General features: G+C 57.8%; 26 protein-coding genes. 5 read left to right on the top strand and 21 right to left on the bottom strand.

Going from position 1 to position 25797, the window contains the following annotated elements; translation table 11 throughout:
* Window positions 1-6 precede the first annotated feature (6 nt).
* From rplJ to rplK, 4 genes are all read right to left on the bottom strand, one after another.
* A complete protein-coding gene (gene rplJ, locus GOW04_RS20620) occupies window positions 7-525 on the bottom strand; it encodes a 50S ribosomal protein L10 (protein ID WP_152459179.1) in 519 nt (172 codons plus the stop codon).
* 322 nt (window positions 526-847) lie between these two features.
* Window positions 848-1612 (bottom strand): nuclear transport factor 2 family protein, encoded by a 765-nt coding sequence (locus GOW04_RS20625; protein ID WP_254430223.1) that lies wholly within the window; start codon window positions 1610-1612, stop codon window positions 848-850.
* Between the two features lie 122 nt (window positions 1613-1734).
* Window positions 1735-2433, bottom strand: a complete 699-nt coding sequence (rplA, locus tag GOW04_RS20630) for a 50S ribosomal protein L1 (RefSeq protein ID WP_171233857.1) — start codon at window positions 2431-2433, stop codon at window positions 1735-1737.
* Window position 2434: 1 nt separating this feature from the next.
* Window positions 2435-2884, bottom strand: coding sequence for a 50S ribosomal protein L11 (gene rplK, locus GOW04_RS20635; RefSeq protein WP_010440985.1), 450 nt, complete (start codon window positions 2882-2884; stop codon window positions 2435-2437).
* 382 nt (window positions 2885-3266) lie between these two features.
* On the opposite strand from rplK, the gene GOW04_RS20640 reads away from it, so the two are divergent.
* Window positions 3267-4496 (top strand): peptidoglycan-binding domain-containing protein, encoded by a 1230-nt coding sequence (locus tag GOW04_RS20640; protein WP_171172544.1) that lies wholly within the window; start codon window positions 3267-3269, stop codon window positions 4494-4496.
* A gap of 86 nt (window positions 4497-4582) precedes the next feature.
* On the opposite strand, the gene nusG is transcribed toward GOW04_RS20640, so the two are convergent.
* The 6 genes from nusG to ccoG all read right to left on the bottom strand — a co-directional run bounded on the left by nusG (window position 4583) and on the right by ccoG (window position 9844).
* Window positions 4583-5116 (bottom strand): transcription termination/antitermination protein NusG, encoded by a 534-nt coding sequence (gene nusG, locus GOW04_RS20645; RefSeq protein WP_152459924.1) that lies wholly within the window; start codon window positions 5114-5116, stop codon window positions 4583-4585.
* 198 nt (window positions 5117-5314) lie between these two features.
* Entirely contained in the window at window positions 5315-5512 is a 198-nt protein-coding gene (gene secE / locus GOW04_RS20650) for a preprotein translocase subunit SecE (RefSeq protein ID WP_050605011.1), read from the bottom strand.
* A 99-nt stretch (window positions 5513-5611) separates the two neighbouring features.
* Entirely contained in the window at window positions 5612-5770 is a 159-nt protein-coding gene (ccoS, locus tag GOW04_RS20655) for a cbb3-type cytochrome oxidase assembly protein CcoS (protein ID WP_152459183.1), read from the bottom strand.
* A gap of 5 nt (window positions 5771-5775) precedes the next feature.
* The gene (locus GOW04_RS20660; protein ID WP_171233858.1) at window positions 5776-7953 is read right to left on the bottom strand and encodes a heavy metal translocating P-type ATPase; all 2178 of its coding nucleotides are present in this window, start codon (window positions 7951-7953) and stop codon (window positions 5776-5778) included.
* 2 nt (window positions 7954-7955) lie between these two features.
* Complete coding sequence (locus GOW04_RS20665; RefSeq protein ID WP_171233859.1) at window positions 7956-8414, bottom strand: FixH family protein; 459 nt, start codon at window positions 8412-8414, stop codon at window positions 7956-7958.
* Window positions 8415-8416: 2 nt separating this feature from the next.
* Window positions 8417-9844: a cytochrome c oxidase accessory protein CcoG gene (gene ccoG, locus GOW04_RS20670; RefSeq protein ID WP_171233860.1), complete on the bottom strand. Its 1428-nt coding sequence runs from the start codon at window positions 9842-9844 to the stop codon at window positions 8417-8419.
* A gap of 35 nt (window positions 9845-9879) precedes the next feature.
* On the opposite strand from ccoG, the gene GOW04_RS20675 reads away from it, so the two are divergent.
* Window positions 9880-10260 (top strand): hypothetical protein, encoded by a 381-nt coding sequence (locus GOW04_RS20675; protein WP_171233861.1) that lies wholly within the window; start codon window positions 9880-9882, stop codon window positions 10258-10260.
* A gap of 3 nt (window positions 10261-10263) precedes the next feature.
* Here GOW04_RS20675 and ccoP read toward each other — a convergent pair whose 3' ends face one another.
* Genes ccoP through ccoN form a run of 4 tightly spaced genes read right to left on the bottom strand, consistent with a single transcriptional unit; the run spans window position 10264 to window position 13672 of the window.
* Complete coding sequence (gene ccoP, locus GOW04_RS20680) at window positions 10264-11127, bottom strand: cytochrome-c oxidase, cbb3-type subunit III (protein WP_171119849.1); 864 nt, start codon at window positions 11125-11127, stop codon at window positions 10264-10266.
* Window positions 11124-11309: a CcoQ/FixQ family Cbb3-type cytochrome c oxidase assembly chaperone gene (locus GOW04_RS20685; RefSeq protein ID WP_050605006.1), complete on the bottom strand. Its 186-nt coding sequence runs from the start codon at window positions 11307-11309 to the stop codon at window positions 11124-11126. The genes ccoP and GOW04_RS20685 overlap by 4 nt, the downstream gene beginning before the upstream one ends.
* Window positions 11310-11321: 12 nt before the next feature.
* Window positions 11322-12050 carry a cytochrome-c oxidase, cbb3-type subunit II gene (gene ccoO / locus GOW04_RS20690; RefSeq protein WP_152459189.1) on the bottom strand — a complete coding sequence of 243 codons (729 nt, stop codon included), beginning with the start codon at window positions 12048-12050 and terminating at the stop codon, window positions 11322-11324.
* Between the two features lie 14 nt (window positions 12051-12064).
* Window positions 12065-13672: a cytochrome-c oxidase, cbb3-type subunit I gene (gene ccoN / locus GOW04_RS20695; RefSeq protein ID WP_152459190.1), complete on the bottom strand. Its 1608-nt coding sequence runs from the start codon at window positions 13670-13672 to the stop codon at window positions 12065-12067.
* A 200-nt stretch (window positions 13673-13872) separates the two neighbouring features.
* On the opposite strand from ccoN, the gene GOW04_RS20700 reads away from it, so the two are divergent.
* A complete protein-coding gene (locus GOW04_RS20700) occupies window positions 13873-14712 on the top strand; it encodes a universal stress protein (RefSeq protein WP_171233862.1) in 840 nt (279 codons plus the stop codon).
* Window positions 14713-14764: 52 nt separating this feature from the next.
* Here the strand turns inward: GOW04_RS20700 and GOW04_RS20705 are convergent, their stop codons facing one another.
* The gene (locus GOW04_RS20705; RefSeq protein WP_171233863.1) at window positions 14765-15019 is read right to left on the bottom strand and encodes a GlsB/YeaQ/YmgE family stress response membrane protein; all 255 of its coding nucleotides are present in this window, start codon (window positions 15017-15019) and stop codon (window positions 14765-14767) included.
* A gap of 70 nt (window positions 15020-15089) precedes the next feature.
* Entirely contained in the window at window positions 15090-15833 is a 744-nt protein-coding gene (gene fnrL / locus GOW04_RS20710) for a transcriptional regulator FnrL (protein WP_152459193.1), read from the bottom strand.
* Between the two features lie 61 nt (window positions 15834-15894).
* On the opposite strand from fnrL, the gene hemN reads away from it, so the two are divergent.
* Window positions 15895-17250, top strand: a complete 1356-nt coding sequence (hemN, locus tag GOW04_RS20715; RefSeq protein ID WP_171233864.1) for an oxygen-independent coproporphyrinogen III oxidase — start codon at window positions 15895-15897, stop codon at window positions 17248-17250.
* Window positions 17251-17462: 212 nt separating this feature from the next.
* Complete coding sequence (locus GOW04_RS20720; protein WP_171233865.1) at window positions 17463-19391, top strand: elongation factor G; 1929 nt, start codon at window positions 17463-17465, stop codon at window positions 19389-19391.
* Window positions 19392-19415: 24 nt separating this feature from the next.
* On the opposite strand, the gene GOW04_RS20725 is transcribed toward GOW04_RS20720, so the two are convergent.
* The 5 genes from GOW04_RS20725 to GOW04_RS20745 form a co-directional block, all read right to left on the bottom strand.
* Window positions 19416-20993: an ABC transporter ATP-binding protein gene (locus tag GOW04_RS20725; RefSeq protein WP_171233866.1), complete on the bottom strand. Its 1578-nt coding sequence runs from the start codon at window positions 20991-20993 to the stop codon at window positions 19416-19418.
* The gene (locus tag GOW04_RS20730) at window positions 20990-22096 is read right to left on the bottom strand and encodes an ABC transporter permease (RefSeq protein ID WP_171233867.1); all 1107 of its coding nucleotides are present in this window, start codon (window positions 22094-22096) and stop codon (window positions 20990-20992) included. Before GOW04_RS20730 ends, GOW04_RS20725 begins: the two co-directional genes overlap by 4 nt.
* Window positions 22097-23191, bottom strand: a complete 1095-nt coding sequence (locus GOW04_RS20735; RefSeq protein WP_152459198.1) for a microcin C ABC transporter permease YejB — start codon at window positions 23189-23191, stop codon at window positions 22097-22099.
* A 1-nt stretch (window position 23192) separates the two neighbouring features.
* Complete coding sequence (locus tag GOW04_RS20740; RefSeq protein ID WP_171233868.1) at window positions 23193-25097, bottom strand: extracellular solute-binding protein; 1905 nt, start codon at window positions 25095-25097, stop codon at window positions 23193-23195.
* A gap of 170 nt (window positions 25098-25267) precedes the next feature.
* The gene (locus GOW04_RS20745; RefSeq protein ID WP_152459925.1) at window positions 25268-25780 is read right to left on the bottom strand and encodes a cytochrome c family protein; all 513 of its coding nucleotides are present in this window, start codon (window positions 25778-25780) and stop codon (window positions 25268-25270) included.
* Window positions 25781-25797: the final 17 nt, after the last annotated feature.

Here is a 25797-nt window from a genome sequence, read left to right on the forward strand (position 1 = left end):
AACCGCTTACGCAGCTTCCGCCTTCTCTTCGATGGTGGAAAGGATGCTTGCGATATTGCTTGCAGGTGCGCCAATCGCGCCGGCGATGTTCGAAGCAGGTGCGCCAATGCAGCCCACGATCGAAGCAATAAGCTCCTCGCGAGACGGCATTTTCGAAACAGCTTCGACGCCTTTGCGGTCCAGAGCGTTCTCGCCCATTGCACCGCCAAGGATTTCGAACTTTTTGTTCTCCTTGGCGAAGTCCTCGGCCACCTTGGCTGCTGCCACGGGGTCCTCGGAATAGGTCAGAACGGTCATCCCTGTCAGCAGGTCGGCCATGTTTGCACACGGCTTACCCTCAAGGGCGATTTTGGCGAGCCTGTTTTTGGCAACACGCACGGAACCGCCCGCTTCGCGTGCACGCGCGCGCAGGTCCTGCATCTCGGCAACTGTCAGACCGGCGTAGTGGGCAACCACTACGACGCCAGAGCTTTCGAAGATTTGGCCGAGTTCCTCGACCACTTTCTCTTTCTGGGCTCTATCCACAGTTCTCTCCAAGTTAGGGGCGAAATCTCACCCCGGCTCATATTTGCCGCAGCTTTCGCTCCGGCGTTCAGGTCCTTGTTACGGGATTGGCCAAAATGCGCCCGAGGGTGGGACCCCCAGAATTCTTTGGTCTTACCCGTCTCAGGCAGGGAATTAAGGGACCGAATGGGCCCACCCACCGTCTTGGACGAAACGAAACAAAGCGCACGACGAATCGCACGCTTTGTTCCGCAGGTCTTCTTAGGGCAGATGGAGGGGGTTTCCAAGGGGTAAATTGCACCCAATTCAGATCATACAGCACCCAAATTCCAAGGGCATGTTTTCAGAACTTCCCGTTGTCGTTTTTCCATTCCTCGCGCGGCGGAACCGCTTCGATGGTGCTCCAATTTTCGACGATCTGATCAGCGTCCCAGCGATACAAATCATAAAAGCTGGAATGCACCCCATTTCTTTCCCCTTCACACACGCAAAGGACGAAATTTCCCTCTGCCAAAACCCGATGCAAATGCTTGTAGACAAATTTTGTCCCGCTTTCGCTCGTTCCTTCCAACACGTTCTTGAGCGCTACGATTCCGTCGGCCATGTCCGGATTGTGCTGTTTTAGATCCTCTGCAACAAAGTCCGCCAATCTGTCAAACCTGCGCTTTATCAGAACGTCTGTGACAAACATGCTGCTAGCGGCCCGGTTTTCTTCCGTCTTCTCCAGGTCCGTTACTTCGGTGTGACCATCCAGCATTCCACGCCCAGAAAGGTTTGGACCGCGCAAGGGCTGAATGTTGTCCCAATGCTCTACGGCTTTGCCATCTTCGAACCGAAACACCTCAAACGCGGCGCGCAGGCTACTGAAATCGTACTCAATATGCGCAAAGGCAAAGTCGCCATCCTCGAAAACCCTTTTGAATGTAACCTTGGGTGAGGTTTTGGACAGCCTTGCGAACAGGTCGGCAATACCTTCGCTGCCTTCGTGAGTTTGAGGGTTGTGCTGGATGTACTTCTCTTCATTCACAACCGCTGCCGCCATGGCGTCACCGGTTTCCAATCCCTTAAGAAATCTTTGGAGGAGTTCGCGCTTAGTTTCCATAGCCATGGTCCGTTCGATTGCCAGAACTGAAATGCATGCGATTTATCTTCGCACCGAACCCGGAAAAATGAAAATCCCGGGCAGTTTGCACCACCCGGGATCAATTCTTTTCATCAGATTTGTCTGACTTACTCGCCCGAGGCCTCTGCTACATCAACGGTCACACCGGGGCCCATGGTCGAGCTCAGCGCGATTTTCTTCATGTAGGTGCCTTTGGCGCCCGACGGTTTCGCCTTGGCAACAGCTGAGACAAACGCGCGGACGTTTTCAGCCAGTTTGGCTTCGTCGAACGACGCTTTGCCAACACCCGCATGCACAACGCCGCCTTTTTCCGCCTTGAACTGAACTTCACCACCCTTGGCTGCTTCCACGGCCGCTTTCACGTCCATGGTCACGGTGCCAACCTTGGGGTTCGGCATCAGGTTGCGGGGGCCCAGAACCTTACCCAGCCGACCGACGATCGGCATCATGTCCGGGGTTGCGATGCAGCGATCAAATTCGATGGTGCCGCCCTGAATGGTTTCCATCAGGTCTTCTGCACCAACGATATCGGCGCCTGCTTCTTTTGCTTCGTCTGCCTTGGGGCCACGAGCGAATACAGCAACGCGCATCGCTTTACCGGTGCCGTTCGGCAGACCGACAACGCCACGAACCATCTGGTCTGCGTGACGAGTGTCAACGCCCAGGTTCATCGCGATTTCGATGGTCTCGTCGAATTTCGAGGTTGCGTTGGCTTTGACCAGGGCAACTGCTTCTTCGACCGACAGGTTTTCCTTGCCAGCGACAGCTTCGCGCGCAGCGCGGGTACGTTTACCGAGTTTTGCCATCTTACTTCACCTCGATGCCCATGGAGCGGGCCGAGCCCAGGATGATCTGCATTGCGCCTTCGACGTCGTTGGCGTTAAGATCTTTCATTTTGGCTTCGGCGATTTCGCGAACCTGCTTCGAGGTCACGGTTGCCACGGTCTCACGACCTGGGTTTTCCGCGCCGCGGGGACGGTTACGCTTGCCGACCGGCTTCAGACCAGCTGCTTTTTTCAGGTAATAAGACGCGGGCGGCGTCTTGATGTCCATGGTGAAGGACTTGTCCTGATAATAGGTGATCACGGTCGGGCACGGAGCGCCGGGCTCCATGTCTGCGGTCTTGGCGTTGAACGCCTTGCAGAATTCCATGATGTTGATACCGCGCTGACCCAGCGCCGGACCAACTGGCGGCGACGGGTTCGCCTGACCTGCAGGAACCTGCAGTTTCATTGTACCAGCAAGCTTCTTGGCCATTTGGTTTTCCTTTCAACTTGGGTGAAACGCGTCCCACCCAGATTATGTTGCGTGGTCCGGTCCGGGATCGCGACCCCGGCAACCTCCCACGAGAGAATCTCGCCCGAAGACGATAGAGGCGGCGTTTACATGGGATCAGGAGAGATGACAAGTGGTTGGCGCACCATTCTGGTTGTACCGAATCAAACCCTGAGAGGATTCTTGCTGTCTGCGTGATTACACGCGAATGTCCGTACAGTTTCGAATTCCTCTAACAATCTGCAAAGACATGTAAAACCGCCAGTTTGCCGGCAATTGAACGCGACATTGGCGCTTGCTTCGCCACAACGCAGATGACCGTGCTATACTCCTAAAAAATTGTGATTATTGGTGGAGGTTAATTATGATACTTCGTTTAGCTTTAACTCTTGGCATCGCCTTTTCTCTTGCTGCTGCCATCCCTCAAACGGCGCGGGCCGACGCTGGAGAGTTTCTTGGTGGTGCGGTCGTCGGCGGGATCGTTGGTTACGCAATCGGCAAGGACCAACAAAAGAAAAAATCTCAGAGAACAACTACATCGAACCGCACCTATCGGTCAGGTATTCCATCGACCACGCAAGGCGCGCAAACTCAGACCGCGCTCAATTACTTCGGGTACAATGCAGGACGGGTCGATGGTCAGGTGGGTCGCGGCACCCGGTCCGCAATCGAACGCTATCAGGCCTCGATGGGTTATCCTGTAAACGGCTATGATTTTCAGCCATATCAGTATGACTTTCTGATGCAAGCCTACTATTGGGCCACAAGCGGTGGACAGGCGACGACTCAACTTGCGGGCCAACCGCTTCTGATGGCGTATCGCCGTCAGGTGCAGACGGGATCTGCTTTGGCTACTGCCCCGCAAGCTCCGGCACAAGCCGCCCCGGCACAACCTGTTCCGGTTGCGACACCGCAAGAACCTGAGCCGGAGACAACCGAAACAACGTCTGCCAGCCTGCCGAGCCTGTTTTCCGGCGGCACCGGAGGCCCGTCGCTGGCCAATCGCTGTAGCGGGGTCATGCTGCAAACATCTACCAATGGCGGCTATACGACCCTGGCGAACATGTCGGATCCCGACTTTGCGCTCAGCGAACAGTTCTGTCTTGCCCGCAGCTACGCGATGGCGCGCGGTGAAGATTTGATTCAGGATATCCAGGGGCTGACGCCGGATCAGGTGAGTGCCCAATGCGACTCGTATGGTGAAATGGTGGCGCCTCAGGTTGATGCTCTGTCTATCAACTCGAAAACCGAGGCTGAAACCCAGATGCGCAAGCTGGCGCTGGACTCGGGCCTCAGCCCCCAAGATCTTGCCGCGACAAGCAAGGTCTGCCTGGCGATTGGCTATCGTCAGGACAACATGGATGCCGCACTTGGGTCTGCCCTGATGCTGGTCGCAATGGGTGAGCCCGCCTATGGCGAGCTGATTGGCCACCATCTGCGCGAAGGCTTCGGTGTACAGAAACGTCGCGATCTTGCGATGCAGTGGTATGACGCGAGCCTGTCGGCACTGGATGCCGGATCGCAGGCTGTGTTCCTGCCCTCGCAGACCGACCGCCCGCAACTCTTGCGCGCGGCCATGGTTCAGGCGCAATAGGTCGATCCGTTTTCAGCGAATACCCAAACAAAAAACGCCGCGTTGCCCTTGGCATCGCGGCGTTTCAATTCTCGAGGAATGTTTCCTCAGCTCTGCTTGGTGACCTGCGTGAAATCCAGCTCGACCGGAGTTTCCCGGCCGAAGATCGAAACCGAAACCTTCAGCTTCTGGTTCTCGTCGTCCACACCTTCGACCATGCCGTCGAAATCTTCGAACGGGCCGTCGTTGACTTTGACCTTCTCACCGACCTCGAAGCTGATCATCAGCTTGGGTGCTTCTTCACCTTCCTGAACACGGTTCAGGATCTGGTTCACTTCGGCGTCGCGCATCGGCATCGGGCGGCCTTGCGGGCCCAGGAAACCGGTGACGCGGTTGATCGAGTTGATCAGGTGATACCCCTGATCCGACATTTCCATATGCACCAGAACGTAACCAGGCATAAAGCGGCGTTCGGTCGTGACCTTCTTGCCCCGGCGCACTTCGATCACCTCTTCGGTGGGCACCAGAACTTCGTCGATATCGTCCTCAAGGCCCTGTTCAGCCACCGACGTGCGGATCTGTTCTGCGATCTTCTTTTCGAAATTCGAAAGAACGCTGACCGAGTACCACCGTTTCGCCATGAACCTGTCGTCCTTGTTTGTCTTCGGGGCATCAAGCGTACCGGACACACCCGTCATTAAAATCTTGTCACGCCATCCGGAAAAAAAGCGGCGCGCAGCCCGAATCGCCACACGCCCATTCCGAATAGTACCGCGTCACCTACTCTGACATTGCCCGCAGCGCAAGGGGGCAGAGACGTTTCAGCGCGCTGATCCCGTCTAGCTGAAAGCACCCAGGATCAGTTGAAGACCACCCCGAATACCCAAATCGACCAAAGCGAAAAATACAGCCGTCAGCGCCGCCATGATGAAGACCATTACCGTGGTCAACAGCACCTCGCGCCGGGTCGGCCAGACGACCTTGGAGACTTCGGCACGGACTTGCTGAATGAACTGGATCGGATTGGTGGTGGCCATTTGGCGTGTTCTCTCTGCTAGCGGATGGGCCGGACATAGCCGGGCATTGCGGCAATTTCAAGGGCAGTTGGTTCAACTCTGCCTCTATAGGGCATTCGTTCAGGGTTTGGGTTTGTCATCCCATTCGTCGCTCAGGATCCGGCGCGCATCACCTTCGGGGTCTTCGTACTGGTTCGTACGAACGGTATATACGAAGGCAGCCAGACCAACGCCCCCCAGGAACAGGGAAATCGGGATCAGATAAGCAAGCACTTCCATTCAGGTTACCTCAGCCGCAGGGCGTTCAGGGACACGGTAATGGACGAGGTCGACATCGCCAAGGCCGCGATCAGCGGTGTCGCCAATCCGATCACGGCCAGAGGAACGGCGATCACGTTGTAAACGGTTGCGATCTGGAAGTTTTCGCGAATGCGTCTGGTGGCTTTGACGGCCGTGTCACACGCATCCGCAATGGGCGAAAGATCATTGCCCAACAGCACGATATCCGACGCGACCCGCGCCGCATCCAGCGCAGAGGCCGGAGAGATCGACACATGCGCCGCGGCCAAAGCGGCGGTATCGTTCAGCCCGTCGCCAACCATCAGAACTTTGTGGCCTTCATCGCTGAGATCCTGAATGCGTCTTGCCTTGTCCTGCGGCAAAGCCTCGGCGATCCAATCCGTGATTCCCAGTTTTTCGGCCAAGGCGCGCACCGCCCCCTGCGAATCCCCTGAAATCAAAAGTACACGTTTGCCCGAAGCACGCAGGGCATCCACCGCCTCAGCGGCGCCCGGGCGCAACGCGTCCGAGAATCGGAAGGCCACGGGTGCGTCCTCGCCGATTGCAAGCCAGGCCGAAGTATCGGTGCCCTGATCCGCGCTGACCCAGGCCGCCCGCCCCAGACGAACACGTTGACCACGGAATTCGCCCTCGGTGCCATAGCCGGGAACCTCGGCTATTCCCCGCACATTTGCTGGTTTGATCCCTGCTGCACGTGCCGCTTTTGCCAGTGATACGGACAAAGGATGTGCAGAAGCCTCGGCCAGCGCCAGAGCGACCTCGACCTTGGCGCGTGCATGGTCTGCCAGATTGACCAGTTCGGGTGCGCCGGATGTCAGCGTGCCCGTCTTGTCGAATACAACCGTGTCGGCTTCGGACAGCCGCTCCAGTGCTGTGGCGTGCTTGATCAGCATTCCCTTGCGGAACAACCGGCCCGACGCGGCCGTGGTTACCGCTGGCACGGCCAGACCCAACGCACAGGGGCAGGTAATAATCAGAACAGCCGCCGCGATATTCAGCGCCGTGCGCAAGTCACCGGAATAGATGTACCACCCAACAAAGCTGAGCGCCGACAGAATGTGAACACCCGGCGCATACAGCTTGGCGGCCTTGTCGGCCAACGAGGTATAACGGGACCGGCCAGACTCGGCGATGGCGACCAGATCAGCCATACGATGGAGCGACGTGTCTTCACCCACCGCCGTTGCCCGGATTGTCAACGGACCCGTCAGGTTGACTTCACCCGCGCTCACAGTCTGCCCGGCTTCGGCAAAGACTGGCACCGTCTCACCCGTCAGAAGGGATCGATCCAGTTCTGACTGACCCGACACGATCTGGCCGTCCACGGGCATGCGCCCACCCGGTCGCACAAGGATCAGGTCTCCGACGCGCAACTCGGCAACGGGAACTTCATCTTCAACCCCATCGGCGACACGAATGGCGCGGGGAACTTCCAACGCGGTCAATTCCTCGGCCGCAGATCGCGCCGCGGCACGGGTGCGGTAATCAAGATACCGTCCGGCCAGCAGAAAGAAGGTCAATGTCAGGGCTGCGTCGAAATAGGCATGCTCGCCGCTCAACGCGGTTTCCCACAGCGACGTGACCAGCGCCAACAGGATCGCCAGCACAATCGGCACATCCATATTCAGCCGTCGCACGCGCAGGGCGCTCCAGGCATTGGCAAAGAACGGCTGGGCCGAGAACGCAATGGCCGGCAGCGCAATGGCCGCTGAAATCCAGTGGAACATGTCCCGCGTTGCATCCGTCGCACCGGACCATACCGACACCGACAGCAACATCACGTTCATGGATGCAAACCCGGCCACGGCCAGCCGCATCAGAAGATCACGCCCGGCCTTGTCTGTCTGCGTTGCGGACAAAGCCCCCGGATCAAGCTCATGTGCTTCGAATCCTGCCTGTTCAAGCACAGGGATCAGATCGCTTGCACGCGTCTCCGGCGTGGCTTTGATCATCGCGCGTTTGAGCGTCAGGTTCACCCGGGCGTCTTCGACGCAGGGATGCGCGTTCAGTTCACGCTCGACCGTCGCGATACAGGCCGAGCAATGAATGCCCGGCAGCGACAAGGCGATCTGCACATCTTCCGGTATGGGCCGGGCCGGTTCTGCCGGGGCCGCAAGGCAGCCCGGGCAGGCTGCTGTGCCGGATGAAAGCTGAGCCGTCATGCTTACCCCTTCACGTAAAGCGGGACGCGCTGCGAGAATTCGGCACCGTTTCCGTCACGCGCCACCAATCGGATGTTCCAGTTTCCCTTGCCCAGTGTAGCAGGCGTGGCATAGGCTGTCCCGTCGAACGTAAAATCCGGCACGAAGTCGTCGCGCACATGGGTTGCCCGGCCGACCACGGCCTGCAATTCGCTCACCTCAACCGGCGCACCGCTTTCGTCGGTGATGTGCAGGATCAGAAGGCCGCCTTTGGTTTCCGCCCGAACTGTCCAGCCCAGCGCCTTCTGCTCTTTCAGGCGCTCGTTGAACTCCTGACTGGCGACGTAGGAGTTCTTGACCTCCAGCCCGGGAAAGGTTTTCACCGCATTATACGCCAGCACGAGGTTCACCGCGATGATCACGCCAAAAGCGCCGACAAACACGGCCAAAGCGTGCTTTCCGGTGAATTTACGTTCGGCCATGATCAGTTCCCTCGTCCGTTAAACGTGGTGTCCTTGTAGGCGCGTTCGCCGCTGCTGAGGTCTTCGACCCAGATCCGTACTGGCGTCGCCTCTGCTGCGGCCGGATCGCTATCGCGGGAGGCCACGATATATACACGGGTCAATTGTGCCGTATCCGCCGTGACATTCACAGTATCGATTTTGGTTCCCTCGATTTCCAGTCGCATCGCCGGATCGCCCGCCAAAGACAGTTTGAACAGACGGTCCTCACCGTGCTTATTGCGCAGTCGAACGTCATAGGTGTTGCGGATTGTACCGTCCGACAGGGTGACGAAAGTGGGGTTGCGGACCGGTGCAACAGTCAGATCGATGTCAGAACGGATGAAGAGTGCAAACAACAGCCCGAACCCGACCAGCGCCCACAATGCGGTGTACATGATCGTACGCGGCCTCAGAATGTGCTTCCAGACATTCTTGGCGGGCTCGCCGGATCGCTCATGCTCTTCATCGCTCAGCGCCATGTAGTCGATCAGCCCTCGTGGCTTTCCGATCTTGGCCATCATGTCATCACACGCGTCGATGCAAAGGGCACAGGTGATGCATTCCAGCTGCTGGCCATCCCGAATATCGATTCCGACAGGGCAGACATTCACGCAGGCCATACAGTCGATGCAATCCCCCAATTCAGAATCGGCCGTCCGCTTGCCTTTGCCGCGCGGTTCACCCCGCCATTCGCGATAGCCGACAACCAGCGTGTCCTCATCCATCATCGCCGCCTGAATGCGCGGCCATGGGCAGGCATAGATACAGATCTGCTCGCGGGCGAACCCGCCGAAGAAGAAGGTTGTACCCGTCAGGATCAACATCGTCGTGTAGGCAATGGGATGCGCGTTGCCCGTCACAAGATCACGGGCCAGCGTAGGTGCATCCGCGAAATAGAACACCCAGGCACCACCTGTCGCCAAACCGATCAGAAACCAGACCGCCCATTTGGTGATCCGCAAGCGAGCCTTTCGGAAATCAAGCTTTTCCTGACGGTGCAGGCGCAGGCGGGCGTTTCTGTCGCCTTCTATCCACCGCTCGACCAGAATGAACAGGTCCGTCCAGACGGTTTGCGGGCATGCGTATCCGCACCAAACGCGACCCAGAGCGGACGTAAACAGGAACAGACCCAAACCTGCCATGATCAGCAGACCAGCGACAAAGTAGAATTCGTGCGGCCAGATCTCGATCCAGAAGAAATAAAAACGTCGATTTGCAAGATCCAGCAGGACAGCCTGATCAGGCAGGCTGGGGCCGCGATCCCATCTGATCCACGGTGTCACATAGTAGATGCCCAGTGTCACGATGAGGATGATCCATTTCAGGTTTCGAAACGGCCCCGAAACACGTCTTGGAAAAATCGGCTCACGCGCGGCGTAAAGGCTGGGGGCGGGATCGGAATCGCTCACTGGCTGGCTCCACAAATGGGTCTTCTGAGGACGTCTTGTTCCAGATCATGCCTAGGCGAACTTTGACATGGGTCAAAAAGCGCATCGAGCAAACATCTTTTGAAGATCAGCCCATCTTGCCGGCACCGGAGATCAGGTATTTTAGCCGATTTTCAGCCTATTTTGGCGGAAAATCTACTTGTGGCGCGATACCAGCTGCACGTGGTACATGCAGTTTTCCAAGTGCCGACCAATTGTCGCAGCCCCGGGTCAGCCCTGCCCGAACGCGGGTGATCAGCCGTCGTTGCAAAGAACGGAATGGCAAAACAACAGGAATTCAGTGTAAAAAAGCACCGGCTGTTCAGGAAACGCGCGAACAGATGGAACAGCCGGTGCTACAGCCTTCGGGCGGCCAGCCGCCCGAAGGTGCCCTCTAGGTCTTACTGGCCACCACCCAACTGGTGGACATAGGCGGATACCGCACGGATCTGCGCCTCGGTCAGTCGGGTATCCCAGGGCGGCATGACACCAAAGCGGCTGTAAGTCACTGTTTCGGTCAGAGCTTCTTCGCTACCGCCATAAAGCCAGATCGCGTCGGTCAGGTTCGGCGCCCCCTGGAAGATGTCACCTTTGCCATCTTCACCATGGCAGGCCGCGCAGTTGTCTTCGAAGACAACCTTGCCCGCCTGTGCCGCCGCGTCATCGGTCTGAGCGTTGCTCAGCGACATGACATACTGAACCACCTGCGTGATTTCGTCATGCTCCAGGATTTCACCGAAGGCAGGCATCTCGGAATAGCGCGCATCGTCGCTTTCTTCGTTCCGGATACCATAGCTGACGGTGTAGACGATATCTTCCATCGTACCACCCCACAGCCAGGCGTCATCCAGCAGGTTCGGGAAACCCGGCGCGCCCTGCGCACCGGAACCGTGGCACTGTGCACACCAGGTACGGAACACGGCACCGCCAGAGTTCACGGCATATTGCTGAAGCTCAGCGTCCTTCGCGATGTCTTCCAACGGTGTTTCCACCAGTTTGGCGTTCCAGGGTGCGTTTGCCTCTTCGAATGCGACCATCTCCTGCTGGACCAAAGCCCGTGAAGACCAGCCCATGACGCCGGCGGTTGCCGACTGCACCAGGGGCCATGCTGGATACATGATCGTGTAGATCACGCCCCAGAAGATAGTGGCGTAGAAGGTCCATAGCCACCAGCGCGGCATCGGGTTGTCGAACTCTTCGATCCCGTCCCAGCTGTGCCCGGTTGTGTTCGGATCACCCGGCTGTTTTTCAGGTGTCTTGCTCATTGCCGCGCCTCCTTGGATGTGGCGGGTTTGTCTTGATGCCGGAAGGGGATGTTGGCGGTGTCCTTGTATTCCTTGCTGGCACCGGGGCGGAAAACCCAGATGACGATACCAACGAAGAAGGCGAACAACAGCAGCAGCATCCAGCTATCCGCGAACTGCCTGAGAATTGTGTATTCTTCCATCACGATCCTCCTTTAGCGGCTTGCGTCCGGGGTGAAGGTCGAGAAATCGACCAACGTGCCCAGCATCTGAAGATAGGCAACCAACGCATCAGCTTCGGTCAACTCGGGCTGGCCGTCGAAGTTGCGCACGTTGACCTTGTCGCCGTAGCGCTCCAGCAGCCCGTCATAGTCGCTGTCCGGGTCAGCCTGAGCGAGGAAGTCGGCTTGTGCGTTTTCCAGCATCTCTTCGGAATAGGGCGTACCGACCAGAGCATTGGCGGCCATCACATCACCGATGTACTTTCCGTCAATTTTGCGATGTTCGAGGAAGCCGTATTTCGGCATCACCGATTCCGGCACAACGGATTGCGGATCCCGCAGGTGGTCGACATGCCATTGGTCAGAATAGCGGCCACCGACACGCGCCAGATCGGGTCCGGTACGTTTGGACCCCCACTGGAACGGGTGATCGTACATCGATTCCGCCGCCAGCGAGTAGTGGCCATAGCGTTCGACCTCATCCCGCATCGGGCGGATCATCTGGCTGTGGCAGACATAGCAGCCTTCGCGGATGTAGATCTCGCGCCCCGCCATTTCCAAGGGGGTGTAGGGCCGCATGCCCTCCACCTTTTCGATTGTGTTCTCAAGATAGAACAGCGGGGTGATCTGAACGATGCCGCCGATGGTCACGACCAGAAAGCTGAAGATCAGCAGGAGGGTCGCGTTGGTCTCGAGGATCTTGTGTTTGTCGAGAATTGCCATTGCTCCGGCCCTCCTTATTCAGCCGGGACCGCGACGGTCAGGCTGGCCTCTTTGGCCGGCGCTTTCCGCACAGTCATCCACAGGTTGTAGCACATGATCAGCGAACCGGCGACGAACATCACGCCACCCAGAGCACGCACCACATACATCGGGAACTTGGCAGCCACGGTGTCGGCGAACGAGTTCACCAGGAAGCCGTTGGCATCCACTTCGCGCCACATCAGGCCTTCCATGATACCGGTGACCCACATCGAGGCGGCGTAAAGCACGATACCGATGGTGGCGAGCCAGAAGTGCCAGCTGACCATTTGCAGCGAATACAGACGCTCACGCTTCCACAGGACGGGCACCAGGAAGTACAGCGCACCGAAGGTGATCATGCCGTTCCAGCCCAGCGCGCCCGAGTGCACGTGACCAATGGTCCAGTCTGTGTAGTGCGACAGCGAGTTCACCGCGCGGATCGACATCATCGGGCCTTCGAAGGTGGACATGCCGTAGAAGCCGACCGAGATCACCATCATCCGGATCACCGGGTCAGTGCGCAGCTTGTCCCATGCGCCCGACAGGGTCATCAGACCGTTGATCATACCACCCCAGGACGGCATCCACAGGACCACCGAGAACACCATGCCCAGCGTCGAAGCCCAGTCAGGCAGCGCGGTATAGTGCAGGTGGTGCGGACCAGCCCAGATATACAGGAAGATCAGTGCCCAGAAGTGGATGATCGACAGCTTGTACGAGAATACAGGGCGTTCGGCCTGTTTCGGGATGAAATAGTACATCATGCCCAGGAAGCCGGCAGTCAGGAAGAATCCCACCGCGTTGTGGCCGTACCACCACTGGATCATGGCGTCTTGTACGCCCGACCAGACGATGACCGATTTCGAACCCCAGATGCTGACGGGAACGGTCATGTTGTTGACCAGGTGCAGCATCGCAACGGTGACGATAAAGGCCAGGTAGAACCAGTTGGCCACATAGATATGCGGCTCTTTCCGCTTGACGATCGTGCCCAGGAACACGGCCAGGTAGGCGACCCAGACAATGGTCAGCCACAGATCGACATACCATTCAGGCTCGGCATATTCCTTGGACTGCGTTCCGCCCAGAACATAGCCCGTCGCCGCCAGCACGATGAAGAGCTGATAGCCCCAGAAAACGAACCAGGCCAGATTGCCGCCCCAAAGACGCGCGGCGCTGGTACGTTGAACGACGTAGAACGACGTTGCGATCAGCGCGTTGCCACCAAAGGCAAAAATCACTGCCGACGTGTGCAGCGGACGCAAACGACCGAAATTCAGATACCCCTGTGCCCATTCAAAGTTCAGCACCGGAAAGGCGAGCTGAAACGCGATGAAGGTCCCGGCCAGAAACCCGACCACGCCCCAGAAGGCGGTAGCGATCACGCCATAGCGGATCACGTCATCCATGTATTCGCCCGAGCGATCGACTAGAATATCTGGCTCGTCAGTGTTTCGAAGCGTCCAGATAAACAGGCCACCGGCGATAAGCATCACCAGCAGTGCATGTACCTGATACGCCAAATCGCGTGCATAATTGGTTCCGATCGCTGCAAACAGCGCGATCAGACCAAGCACGATCAGCTTGATGTAATTCGACATATTGCGTCCCTTTGCCATGCCCCGCGCGTTTTTGATTCTTGTACGCGCGAAACCCATTTGACTGGCTGCCGTTCTGAAGCACGGCAGCTGTTACTGCTTTGATCTGTATCAAGACAGTTCAGCGTTTTCTGTGACACGCATTGTAGAGGAAATAGGCCGACTGGTCACATGAGACCAAATGCCCGAATCATGAGGTCGCAATGACTTACAAATCACTACTCACTGTCATGACCGAAACACAGACGGCACCCGCCGCTCTGGCGCAGATGGTGGCCCTGGCAGAATCGCAGGATGCACATGCCGAAGCCCTGTGCCTTGGCGTCGATCGCAGTCAGACAGGTTATTACTATGCGGGTGCCAACGCGCTTATCGTTCAGGAAACACTGAGCCGGGCCAATGCCGAGGCCCAGGAGCTGTTGAACTTTGCCAATGACTACCTTGGCAAGTCCGGCGTTCGCTGGTCCGCCGAGCACGGCGTCGCGCAGATCGCCGATATCGGACGCCATGTTGCGCATAGGGCACGGTTTTCCGATCTGGTGGTCCTGCCGCACCCTTATGGCAAAGACCGCGGTGCCGAGGCCGAACCCATCATCGAAGCCGCCATGTTCGAAGGGCATTGCCCGGTTCTGGTCGTACCGGACGACGTCGAGCCGCTGTCGGTGCCGCGCAATATCATGATAGGTTGGAACGAAAGCGTAGAGGCCATGTGCGCCATTCGTCACGCCCTGCCCTTCCTGAAACAGGCCGAGCTGGTCCGAATCGTGGTCATCGATCCGCCCCGCCATGGGCCGGACCGGTCTGATCCGGGCGGAATGCTGTCACAGATGCTGGCCCGACACGGGGTCAAATGTGAGATTGATGTGCTGAGCAAAAGCATGACGCGCGTGTCGGATATTCTCAACCGTCACGCATCCGATACAGAATCGGATCTGATCGTCATGGGCGCTTACGGTCATTCCCGTTTTCGCGAGGCCATTCTGGGCGGCGCAACACGCAACATGCTGGAGCAGTCTACCGTACCGGTATTCCTGGCTCATTGATTCGCCCTTCAAAAGCCGCCCGACGTGGCGGCTTTTGTCATCCTCTCTTTTGTCATCCTCTGCGGATCAGGCCTATCAGGAACAACAAGATTACGGCACCTGCTGTTGCGAAGAGGATAGATGACAGCAAGCCGCCGCCAACGGCGAATCCAAGCGCCGGAAAAATCAACCCCGCCAGAAACGCACCTAATACTCCGACAACTATGTTTCCGAAAAGACCAAAACCCCGGCCCTCCATGATCTTTCCGGAAAGCCAACCGGCGATTGCGCCGACCAAAAGCATTGCCAACAAACTGGTAAATTCCATGCCGAGCTCCTGAATTAGATATCCCGCGAAAAAGACTGCGGCGGCTGTTCGTGGTCAAAAGCCGATTACGTCAGACCGGAAAGCCGCCATCCGAATCGTCACCTGCCTCTTCCATCAGGCGGCCCAGATCGGGGATGGTCACGTGTCGCTTTCCCTCAAGTGTGATCACCCCGTCTTTTTTCAAAGCTGATATCTGGCGACTGACCGTTTCCAATGTCAAACCCAGGTAATCCGCCATTGCTTCTCGGGTCAGGGGCAGGTCGAACACGATAGATCCAGTCAGACCCTTTTGGCTGACCGAAGCGTCCCGGCGCGCAATGATCGACAGCAGGCTGGCAATCTTCTCACGCGCCGTCTTGCGCCCCAGAACCAGCATCCACTCGCGGGCGGCATCAAGCTCGTCCAAAGTCATCTGCAAAAGACGATGGGCGATATGCGGGGTGTGGTCCATCAACTCTTCGAACGGTTTCTTGCGGAAACAGCACATCACGACATCCGTCGTGGCCTGAACATCATAGGGCGCAGTATCGCGACCCGGGCGGCCAACGAAGTCGCTTGGCAGCAGCAGACCAACCATTTGGGTGCGGCCATCTTCCATTGTCTGAGTCAACGACGCGATACCAGCCACAACCGAGCCGACAAAACTCATCTGATCCCCAGACCAGATGATCGTCTGACCCGCCTCAAAACTGCGGTAATATTTAATGCTTTCAAGCTCTTCCAGCTCATCGGCATCACAACGGGCACAGACGGCGCGATGACGAATCGGGCAATCTCCGCAATTTGAATGGTCAAATTGTGCTTTTACTGTCATGCGCGTTCCCACTTGATCTCCATCAAAGCACCTGTGTCGCCTGTCGCATAAGGGTATCGCCATGATAGTGAAACCACAATTGGCAAAGCTTGGACTTTTTGACGCGAAAGTACCGCGTTACACAAGCTACCCCACCGCCCCCCACTTCAGCAACGACGTGGGATCAGATATGTTCGGCGACTGGATTTCCGGGATCAAACCCGGCAGTGCAATTTCGCTGTACATTCATGTCCCATTCTGCCGCAGGCTATGCTGGTTCTGCGCCTGCAGGACACAAGGGACACAAACCGACAATCCGGTAATCGCCTATGTCGATGTTCTGAAGGCCGAACTGGACCTTCTGGCGGCCCGTCTGCCTGAAGGTGTGGTTCTGTCGCGCCTGCACTGGGGCGGCGGCACACCAACATTGCTGAACGCCCAATTGATGCGCGAATTGGCACAACACATCCTGGGTATCGTGCCCATGGGGCCGAATGCCGAATTCTCGGTCGAGATCGATCCGAACGAGATTGACGAGGCGCGTTTGGACGCGCTGGCAGACGCGGGCATGAACCGCGCCTCGATTGGGGTGCAGGATTTCGATGACGAAATCCAGAAAACCATAGGCCGTATTCAAAGCTATGACACAACACGCGACGCAATCGACATGATCCGTGAACGTGGCATCACCAGCCTGAATGCGGATATCCTTTACGGTCTGCCACATCAGACCAAGGCGCGCATGACGGAAAGCGTGCAGAAACTCCTGTCGCTCAACCCGGATCGCGTGGCACTTTACGGTTATGCCCACGTGCCTTGGATGGCCAAGCGGCAGCAGCTGATTCCGTCGGACGCCCTGCCCACACCGGAACAGCGCCTTGAACTGTTCGACACGGCCCGGCGTTTGTTCCTTTGGGACAATTATGCCGAGATCGGTATCGACCATTTCGCCACTCAGGATGACGGTCTGACCCACGCTTTGCGCGCGGGCCGCCTCAAGCGGAACTTCCAGGGTTACACCGACGATCAGGCCGATGTTCTGATTGGTGTCGGGGCCAGCTCGATCTCTCGTTTCCCGCAAGGTTACGCGCAGAACGCTCCGGCCACCTCTGCCCATACCAAAGCCATTCGCGATGGGCAGTTTTCGACTTCCCGAGGGCACCTCTTCAAAGGTCAGGACATTCTGCGTGCCCGTCTGATCGAGGCATTGATGTGCGATTTCAAGATCGACTCGGCGGAAATCCTGCGGGATCACGATATTTCGGCCTCTGACTTGGACGAGATGTACCGCGCAGCCAACGCATCTTTCGACGGAATGCTGCAAATCACCGAAGCCGGGCTTTTCATACCGCCCGAAGCGCGGGCGCTGACCCGGATGATCGCCCGCAGCTTTGACGCCTATGACCTCAGCAAAGCCGGGCACAGCTCGGCCATCTGACCCTTTTTCGGCGGGCAACATTCGGCCCGTGACGCGCAAAACACATCAGGGGCTTGACGCACGCCTGCGGTTTTTCCCACACTCATGTTGTAGGGCGGCATCTCGCTCTGCGGTCTGAGGCGGGCAAAATACAGACAATCCTTGTCGGCGCCAACGCGTCGGTCGGTCCCTTTCGTGTAGCCAATCTGCAACCTGAAAGAGGGACAACACTCATGCGCGTTTTCACCGTCCTCGGGCCCAGCCAATCGGGCAAATCTACGCTTGTCGAGGCCATCAGCCGCCTCGACGGGCGCCCCACCACATTCGATGTTTCCGGAACCGTGCATTTGCACGGTTTTTCTTACCTGGACGAGCCCTGGTGCGCAATCGACGTCGATGGGGGCGGCGATGCACTGGCCTATGTCGGCCCTGCAATGGCGATTTCGGACGCCGCCGTGGTCGTGGTGCCCCCCGACCCGAATGCCGCCGTTCTGTGCGCGCCCTACCTGCGATTGGTCGAAGAGGCCGGCATCCCCTGTTTTCTGTTCATCAACCGGATGGACAACCCCAATGGCCGCGTCCGCGATATCATCGCCGCTCTGCAAACATACTGCACCCACCACATTGCCCTGCGTCAGGTGCCGATCCGCGAAGGGGATACGATCATCGGGGCGGTTGATCTGATCTCGGAACGGGCCTGGAAATATCAGGAGGGCCAGCCCTCGGCGCTGATCGAACTGCCTCAATCCGTCGAAGACCGCGAGCAGGAAGCGCGAACCGAGCTGCTCGAAACCCTGTCCGATTTCGATGACAACCTGCTGGAACAGCTGATCGAAGACAAACAGCCGCCAAGTGACGAGGTCTATGATCTGGCAGCACAGGTTTTGCAGAACCATCAGTTGATTCCCGCCTGCCTGGGTGCCGCAAGTCACGGCAACGGGCTGACGCGCCTGATGAAGGCGCTGCGGCACGAAGCCCCCGAATTTGACATCGCCGCCGGGCGCGACGAGGCCGCAGACAGCGCCCGCGCCATTGCCGGTTTTGCGGATGTCAAAAAGCACATCGGAAAAATCGTCGTTCTGCGCGGCCTGGGGGACGGCGTGCAAGCCCATGAAGCCTTGGGGGGTGAGACCGTCGGCAATCTGACAACGCTGGATGCCAAAACCCAGATCGCCACGCTGGAGGCCGGGCAGATTGGTCTGGCGGTGAAATCCGATCACCTCAACCCCGGCTATATCTACGACAGCAATTCGGCGACGGAACTGCCGGAATGGGCGGCCTCGCATCCGGTGGCGCATCGTCAGATCGTCTCGCCCGCGCATGAGCGGGACGATGTGCGCCTGTCAAACGCCCTGAGCCGTCTGGCCGAAATCGACCCCGGCCTTCACCTGCAACAGGATGAGCTGACCGGCCACGCCGTTCTTGGGTCTCAAGGTCCGCAGCACATGCGGCGCGTGACCGCCAAGCTGGCCGAGGATTTCGGTATCGAGATTGAAGCCGACCCGGTCGAAACCGCCTATCGCGAAACCATCCGAACACCTGTCGAACACCGCCACAGACACCGCAAACAATCCGGCGGGGCCGGGCAGTTCGCGGATGTCGTGATCTCGGTCGCGCCGCTGCCGCGCGGATCTGGGTTCCAGTTCGAAGAGGTGGTCAAGGGCGGCGCGGTGCCCAAGAATTACATCCCATCCGTGGAACAGGGCGCCAGAGACGCGCTGGAGCAAGGCCCCGAGGGCTTTCCGGTGGTGGATGTGAAGGTCACGCTGCATGACGGCAAACATCACAACGTGGACAGTTCGGATTATGCCTTCCGCACCGCGGGCAAGAACGCCGTGCGCGAAGCGCTGCCACAGGCCAAGCCCGTTGTTTTGCAGCCAATCCTGAACGCCGAAATCCACCTGCCTTCTGATTTTGTCGGCGACCTCGTGCCGACGATCAGCTCTCTGCAAGGGCAGGTTCTGGGATTTGAGGGCAACCCAAACGCATCAGGCTGGGAGATTTTCAACGCCCTGATTCCCGCCGTGGCCGAGGATGAACTGCATCGCACTCTTGCCAGTGCCACGCGCGGAACCGGGTGGGTCAAGCTGAGCTTTGATCACTATGAAGAACTGCGCGGCCCGGTGCCGAAAGCGGCAGACAAAGAAAAAGCCAGCGCCTGATAGCCTGACGGTGGCGGGCTGATCTCAGCCCGCCGCAGCAATCAATTCGCGGGTATAGTCGGTCTGGGCATTTTCGAACAAATCCTCGGCCGTGCCCATTTCGACCACATCTCCGTTTCGCATGACGATCACCTTGTGCGACATCGCCCGCACAACTTTCAGGTCATGGCTGATGAACAGATAAGCCAGCCCGTATTTCTTTTGCAGATCGCGCAGCAGATCGACGATCTGAACCTGAACCGTCATGTCCAGCGCGCTGGTCGGTTCGTCCAGAACCAGCAGCTTGGGGCGCAAGACCATCGCGCGCGCAATCGCGATGCGCTGACGCTGACCGCCCGAAAACTCGTGCGGATACCGGTCCATCGCCGCAGGATCCAAGCCCACCTCGGTCATCACTTCAGCGACCAGTTCACGCGGCGCGCGATGAGGATCAATGTTGTGAATGGCCAGACCTTCCGCAATGATCTGCTGACAGGTCATGCGTGGGCTGAGGCTGCCGAACGGGTCCTGAAACACGATCTGCATATCCTTGCGCAGCCGGCGCAGCTCTCGCGTGGACCATTTTCGAACATCCTGATCGCGGAAGGTGATGCCGCCTTCGGACGCGATCAGACGCATGATCGCCAGCGCCAGCGTGGTCTTTCCCGACCCGCTTTCGCCCACGATTCCCAAGGTCTCACCCGCGCGCACGCTCAGCGTGGCGTCATTCACCGCCTTCACATAGCCGACCGTGCGTTTCAGAAACCCGCGCTGGATCGGGAACCAGACTTTCAGGTGATCGGTGCGCGCGACTTCCTCGGCATCTGTCGCAACGGCGTCTGGCTGACCCGAAGGTTCCGCGGCCAAGAGCTTGCGGGTATAGGGGTGCTGCGGGTTGTCGAAGATCTCGGCGGTCGCACCGGTCTCGACGATCTCACCATCCTTCATCACACAGACCCGGTCGGCGATGCGCCGCACGATGCCCAGATCATGGGTGATGAACAGCATCCCCATGTTTTCGGATTTCTGCAAACTGGCCAGCAACTCGAGGATCTGTGCCTGAATGGTTACATCCAACGCCGTCGTCGGTTCATCGGCGATCAGGATGTCCGGCTTGTTCGCCAGCGCCATGGCGATCATCACGCGCTGCCGCTGTCCGCCCGACAACTGGTGCGGATAACTGTCCAGCCGGTCTTCGGGGTCGCGGATACCGACCTTGTTCAACAGTTCAAGAATCCGTTCGCGCGCGACATCACCCGTGACCCCCTGATGCAGGGCCAGCGATTCCGCCATCTGCTTCTGGATCGTGTGCAGCGGGTTCAACGATGTCATCGGCTCCTGGAAAATAAAGCTGATGTCATTGCCGCGCACCTCCATCAGGCGTTGCTCCGAGGCGCCGATCATCTCCTGCCCGTCATAGGTGACGGACCCTTCGACGATCGCGCTGTCGCCCAGCAAAGATACGGTGCTGAGCGCGGTGACAGATTTGCCGGATCCGGATTCGCCCACCAGCGCCACGGTTTCCCCGCGATCGACATGGAACGACACACCCCGAACCGCAGCACTGATCTGACCGTCCTGCCGGAACGAGACCTTCAGGTTGTTTACATCCAGCAGGCTCATGAGAAAGTCTTTCTGGGATCGAACGCATCCCGCACGCCTTCAAAGATGAAGACCAGCAGGGACAGCATGATGGCAAAGGTGAAAAAGGCCGTGAAAGCCAGCCATGGGGCCTGAAGGTTCTGTTTTGCCTGCAAGGTGAGCTCCCCCAGCGAGGGGGCCGAAGACGGAAGACCAAAACCCAGATAATCCAGCGAAGCCAGCCCGCCTATGGTGCCCGTAACGATGAAGGGCATGAAGGTCAGCGTGGCCACCATTGCGTTGGGCAGCATGTGGCGGAACATAATGGTCATGTTGCCCACCCCCAATGCCCGTGCAGCGCGCACATATTCAAGGTTTCGCGCCCGCAGGAATTCTGCGCGCACCACGCCAACCAGCCCGGTCCAGCTGAACAGGATCATCAACGCTACCAGCAGCCAGAAACTTCGCCCCAATACCGCGAACATGATGATGATGACGTAAAGCGATGGTGTCGCTGACCAGATCTCGATGATCCGCTGAAAGATCAGATCCAGCCAACCGCCGAAGAAACCCTGTATGGCACCGGCAAAAACACCGATCAGGCTGGCAGCGCCCGTCACCAGCAGTGTGAACAGGATCGACAGGCGGAAGCCGTAAATCACCCGCGCCAGCACATCGCGCTTGGTGTCATCGGTGCCCAGCAGGTTCTGGCCGTTGGGCGGCAAAGGTGCAGCCCCGGGGCGATCCACAGACGTGTTGTAGGAATAAGGGATCAGCGGCCAAAGCGACCAGCCACGCTCGAACCCCTCCGCCTGGAACCTGCCGGCGTCGATCTGTTCGATAATGCCTTCGGGATCGTCAAAACATTCTTCTAGGCCGCCGCTGTCTATCAGGCACTGAACCTCGGGGTCGCGATAGATCGCCTCTGTCTGGAAGTCTCCGCCAAATTCGGTTTCCGCGTAGAAGTTGAAGACCGGCATGTAAAACTCGCCCCGGTATTTCACCAGAATCGGTTTGTCATTGGCGATGAACTCGGCAAACAGCGACAGGCCGAACAACACGGCGAAGATGATCAACGACCAGAAAGCGCGCTTGTTTCGGCGAAAATTGCTCCAGCGGCGCTGGTTCAGGGGGGACAATGCCATTTACCCCTCCCGCTTTTCAAAATCGATGCGCGGGTCGACCAGCACATACATCAGATCGCTGATGATACCGACCACCAGACCCATCAGGCCAAAGATGAACAACGTGCCGAAAATCACCGGGTAATCCCGTGCCACGGCGGCTTCAAAACCCAGACGTCCCAGACCATCAAGTGAGAAGATCGTTTCGATGATGATCGAACCTCCGAAGAACACGCCGATGAACACAGCCGGAAATCCGGCTATGACGATCAGCATCGCGTTGCGGAACACATGGCCATACAGCACCTTGCGTTCGCTCAGGCCTTTGGCGCGGGCGGTCATGACATATTGCTTTTTGATTTCATCAAGAAAAGAGTTCTTGGTCAGCAGCGTCAATGTCGCAAAGGCCGAGATCGTCAGCGCAATGGTCGGCAACGCGATATGCCAGAAATAATCTGCGATCTTGCCAAAAAGACTCAGGCTGTCCCAGTTGTCGGATGTCAGCCCCCGCAACGGGAAGATCTGCCAATAAGATCCACCGGCGAAAAGCACCAGCAGCAAAATGGCAAACAGGAAACCAGGGATCGCATAGGCCACGATGATCGCTGCGCTGGTCCACGTATCGAACTGCGAACCGTCCCTGATCGCCTTGCGAATGCCTAGAGGGATCGAAACCAGATAGGCGATAAGCGTTGACCACAGGCCCAGCGAGATCGAGACCGGCATTTTCTCGAGCACCAGATCAATCACGCTGATCGAGCGGAAATAGCTCTCGCCGAAGTCCAGCGTCAGATAGTTGCCCATCATGATCAGAAAACGTTCCAGGGGCGGTTTGTCGAAGCCGAATTCCTTTTCAAGTTCAGCAATGAACTCGGGCGGCAGGCCCCGCGCACCGACATATTTGTCGTCGAAAACGCCGCCCGCCGGCTCTGACCCCGCGCCGGCATCTCCCGCACCCGCAAAACCGGCGAAAACATCCCCCTGACCTTCGATCTGGGCAATGATCTGCTCAACCGGTCCGCCAGGCACGAATTGTACCAGCGTGAAGTTGACGATCATGATGCCCAGAAGGGTCGGAATGATCAGCAACAAACGTCTTAGAATATAGGCGCCCATGTTATCGCAGCGCGCCTTTCGCTTTCAGTGCGGCCTCTTTTTCCGGATTGATCCACCACAGATCCAGATAGCCCAGCGAATAAGGCGGCAGGTTTTCCGGGTATTCATACATATCGTAATATGCCACCCAGTGGTCAGCGATGTATCCTACGGGGATCACGAAGAACTCGTACCGCAAAGCGCGATCCAACGCCTTCAACGCCATGTCCTGATCCGCCTGATTGTCGGTATCAAAGGATGCTTCGATGATTGCGTCAACCAATGGGCTGGCCAATCCGGCCGGGTTGAAAAGACTGAATGCGGCCTCTTCCGAGCCGTACATCTGACTCAACCCGCCACCGGTCGACAAAAAAGACCCGTAACGTGTGGAATAGACCATGTCATAGTCCCGCTCGCGGCTGCGCAGCGTGTATTGCGCCGGGTCAACCTTTTCCGCCGACGCATCCACGCCAATGGCTTGCAGGTTCTGGACATAGGTTTCAATCATCGTGGCCGTCGAAGTCGGCAGATTTGAAGGATAGGGGAAATCCACCTTGAGCGTCTGTCCTTCCGCGTTGCGCCGCACGTTGCCATCGCCGACAGGCCACCCGGCCTCGTCCAGCAATTTCGCGGCTTTTCGCAGATTTCTGCGATCATTCAGGCGCGCGGGGTTTGACTCGTGAACCGTCACGGCAGGTTCTGAAAGAAGGTCCTCGGGCACAACCTCACCCAGCGCTTGAAGAAACGCCAGTTCATCGCCCTCGGGCAGGCCTTGCGCTTCCAGCGGGGTGCCTTGTGTAAAGGAGTTGCGCGGTGAATTCAGACCAAACAGCAGGGATTCATTTGCCCATTCGAAATTGAAGGCCAGTGCAAGGGCCTTGCGTACGTTCTTGTCGGAAAACTGCGGTTTTCCGAGGTTGAAGACGAAGCCTGACGGTGTTGGCGGGCTGCCATCCGGTATCTCGTCCCGTACGATCACACCTTCGTTCAGCTTCGGAAAATCATACGCCGTCGCCCAAAGCTTGGGATCGCTTTCAATCCGCAGCGTGTATTCACCGGCCTTGAACCCCTCGAACGCCGCTGTCTGATCGGCGAAATACTCGACGCGAATGGTATCGAAATTGTTGCGACCGACATTGAATGGCAGATCTTTACCCCAATAGTCGTCGCGTCGCTTGTAAACGATACGGCGATTAATGTCATAGCTGTCGAGTTTGTAGGGGCCCGAGCCGACCGCAACTTCCAGACGCGGCTCATCCAGACGTCTGGATTCATCCGCCTCGAACCATGCTTTCGAAAAGACGGGGGTCGACCCAACGGTCTCGATCAAACTGCGGCGTGTGACTTCCGGATTGAACGTGAACTTGACCGTGTGATCATCCAACGCTTCGGCCCCCGTCACCATGCGGCCCACGGCCTGGGCGTACGAAGGCAGGCCCTGTTCGATGAACAAGCGGTGGCTGTAGACAACATCCTCGGCCGTCACCGGCGTGCCATCCCAAAAGGTTGCTTCGGGTCGCAAATGGAAAATGACGTAGTTGCGCCCTTCATCATATTCCAGACTTTCCGCCAGCACGCCGTAATACTGTCCGACACCGTCATCAGAGCTTTCGAACAGGCGGTCATATTGCAGCGTCGTCAAGGCGCCTGCGCGCCCCTTGCGGGAATAGGGATTCAGGGAATCGAACGTCCCCGAAGCCGCCAAGGACAACTCACCACCTTTGGGCGCATCTGGATTCACGTAATTCAGATGCGGATAGTCAGCAGGGTAATCCAGATTGCCGAAATACGAGTATCCATGACTGTGGGTAACCCCCTCATCCAATGCCAAAGCAGCTTGCGGTGAAAGCAGAACAGCACAAAGCCCGAATATGCCAGCCAATGGCCTGACCTTAAGATCACGTGCAGCAGGCATTAGGGATATCATGGGGCTCATCCTCTGGGTTATTGTAATCTTTTATGTCGCATACGCTAGCTAAAGTGCCAACGCTGACAGTTTCAAGTTTAGAATGCGTGAGCGCTTTGTGAAGTTCCCTTCAGACAAAAAAAGCCGCTGCGCGGGGCAGCGGCTCTGAACTTCAATGGTCTCTCAGGCAATCAGTTGCCAATTGTCTGCAGATAAGCAATCAAGTCCGCGCGGTCCTGAGGTTTTTTCAAGCCAGCAAAACTCATCGATGTTCCCGAGATATAGGCGCTTGGGCGTTCCAGGAAGGCATCCAGCGCTTCGGGCGTCCAGTTGCCGCCATGGGCCTGCATGCTGGCTGAGTAACCGGTGAAACCTTTTGCCGAGGCAACCGGGCGATCAACTACGCCATATAGGTAAGGGCCGGTTCCATTCGCCCCGTCTTCCAGCTTGTGGCACGCGGTGCACTTGCGGAATACTTTCGCGCCCTTCTCAACGTCAGCGGCGGCCAGCAGATCTTCAAAGACCACTTCTTCGCCGTCGGCGCTTTCGCCCGAGCTTTCGGTTTCGATAATGTAGGCGGCCTCAGCCGAGCCATGGCCACCGGAAGAATAGAGGATGTCAGCCCCCCATTTGGCCAGAAGCAGCACCAGGAAAGTGCCGAACAGGCCTGCGGCGGCCTTCGTAACTGTCATCGTGTCGAACATTGATCGCGTGTCCATTT

This window comes from Ruegeria sp. HKCCA4812 (assembly GCF_013034245.1).
In the GTDB taxonomy this organism is placed as follows: domain Bacteria; phylum Pseudomonadota; class Alphaproteobacteria; order Rhodobacterales; family Rhodobacteraceae; genus Ruegeria.

What these genes read in the sequence shown, in the direction of transcription:
- GOW04_RS20660 (WP_171233858.1), bottom strand. Translation starts at nt 7,953, where the DNA reads ATGACGGCTCAGCTTTCATCCGGCACAGCAGCCTGCCCGGGCTGCCTT.
- ccoP (WP_171119849.1), bottom strand. Translation starts at nt 11,127, where the DNA reads ATGAGCAAGACACCTGAAAAACAGCCGGGTGATCCGAACACAACCGGG.
- GOW04_RS20730 (WP_171233867.1), bottom strand. Translation starts at nt 22,096, where the DNA reads ATGGCATTGTCCCCCCTGAACCAGCGCCGCTGGAGCAATTTTCGCCGA.
- GOW04_RS20725 (WP_171233866.1), bottom strand. Translation starts at nt 20,993, where the DNA reads ATGAGCCTGCTGGATGTAAACAACCTGAAGGTCTCGTTCCGGCAGGAC.
- GOW04_RS20705 (WP_171233863.1), bottom strand. Translation starts at nt 15,019, where the DNA reads ATGGAATTTACCAGTTTGTTGGCAATGCTTTTGGTCGGCGCAATCGCC.
- GOW04_RS20625 (WP_254430223.1), bottom strand. Translation starts at nt 1,612, where the DNA reads ATGGCTATGGAAACTAAGCGCGAACTCCTCCAAAGATTTCTTAAGGGA.
- GOW04_RS20700 (WP_171233862.1), top strand. Translation starts at nt 13,873, where the DNA reads ATGACTTACAAATCACTACTCACTGTCATGACCGAAACACAGACGGCA.
- GOW04_RS20745 (WP_152459925.1), bottom strand. Translation starts at nt 25,780, where the DNA reads ATGTTCGACACGATGACAGTTACGAAGGCCGCCGCAGGCCTGTTCGGC.
- rplA (WP_171233857.1), bottom strand. Translation starts at nt 2,433, where the DNA reads ATGGCAAAACTCGGTAAACGTACCCGCGCTGCGCGCGAAGCTGTCGCT.
- GOW04_RS20740 (WP_171233868.1), bottom strand. Translation starts at nt 25,097, where the DNA reads ATGATATCCCTAATGCCTGCTGCACGTGATCTTAAGGTCAGGCCATTG.
- nusG (WP_152459924.1), bottom strand. Translation starts at nt 5,116, where the DNA reads ATGGCGAAACGGTGGTACTCGGTCAGCGTTCTTTCGAATTTCGAAAAG.
- GOW04_RS20685 (WP_050605006.1), bottom strand. Translation starts at nt 11,309, where the DNA reads ATGGAAGAATACACAATTCTCAGGCAGTTCGCGGATAGCTGGATGCTG.
- ccoO (WP_152459189.1), bottom strand. Translation starts at nt 12,050, where the DNA reads ATGGCAATTCTCGACAAACACAAGATCCTCGAGACCAACGCGACCCTC.
- secE (WP_050605011.1), bottom strand. Translation starts at nt 5,512, where the DNA reads ATGGCCACCACCAATCCGATCCAGTTCATTCAGCAAGTCCGTGCCGAA.
- rplK (WP_010440985.1), bottom strand. Translation starts at nt 2,884, where the DNA reads ATGGCCAAGAAGCTTGCTGGTACAATGAAACTGCAGGTTCCTGCAGGT.
- GOW04_RS20665 (WP_171233859.1), bottom strand. Translation starts at nt 8,414, where the DNA reads ATGGCCGAACGTAAATTCACCGGAAAGCACGCTTTGGCCGTGTTTGTC.
- hemN (WP_171233864.1), top strand. Translation starts at nt 15,895, where the DNA reads ATGATAGTGAAACCACAATTGGCAAAGCTTGGACTTTTTGACGCGAAA.
- GOW04_RS20720 (WP_171233865.1), top strand. Translation starts at nt 17,463, where the DNA reads ATGCGCGTTTTCACCGTCCTCGGGCCCAGCCAATCGGGCAAATCTACG.
- ccoS (WP_152459183.1), bottom strand. Translation starts at nt 5,770, where the DNA reads ATGGAAGTGCTTGCTTATCTGATCCCGATTTCCCTGTTCCTGGGGGGC.
- fnrL (WP_152459193.1), bottom strand. Translation starts at nt 15,833, where the DNA reads ATGACAGTAAAAGCACAATTTGACCATTCAAATTGCGGAGATTGCCCG.
- ccoN (WP_152459190.1), bottom strand. Translation starts at nt 13,672, where the DNA reads ATGTCGAATTACATCAAGCTGATCGTGCTTGGTCTGATCGCGCTGTTT.
- GOW04_RS20640 (WP_171172544.1), top strand. Translation starts at nt 3,267, where the DNA reads ATGATACTTCGTTTAGCTTTAACTCTTGGCATCGCCTTTTCTCTTGCT.
- GOW04_RS20735 (WP_152459198.1), bottom strand. Translation starts at nt 23,191, where the DNA reads ATGGGCGCCTATATTCTAAGACGTTTGTTGCTGATCATTCCGACCCTT.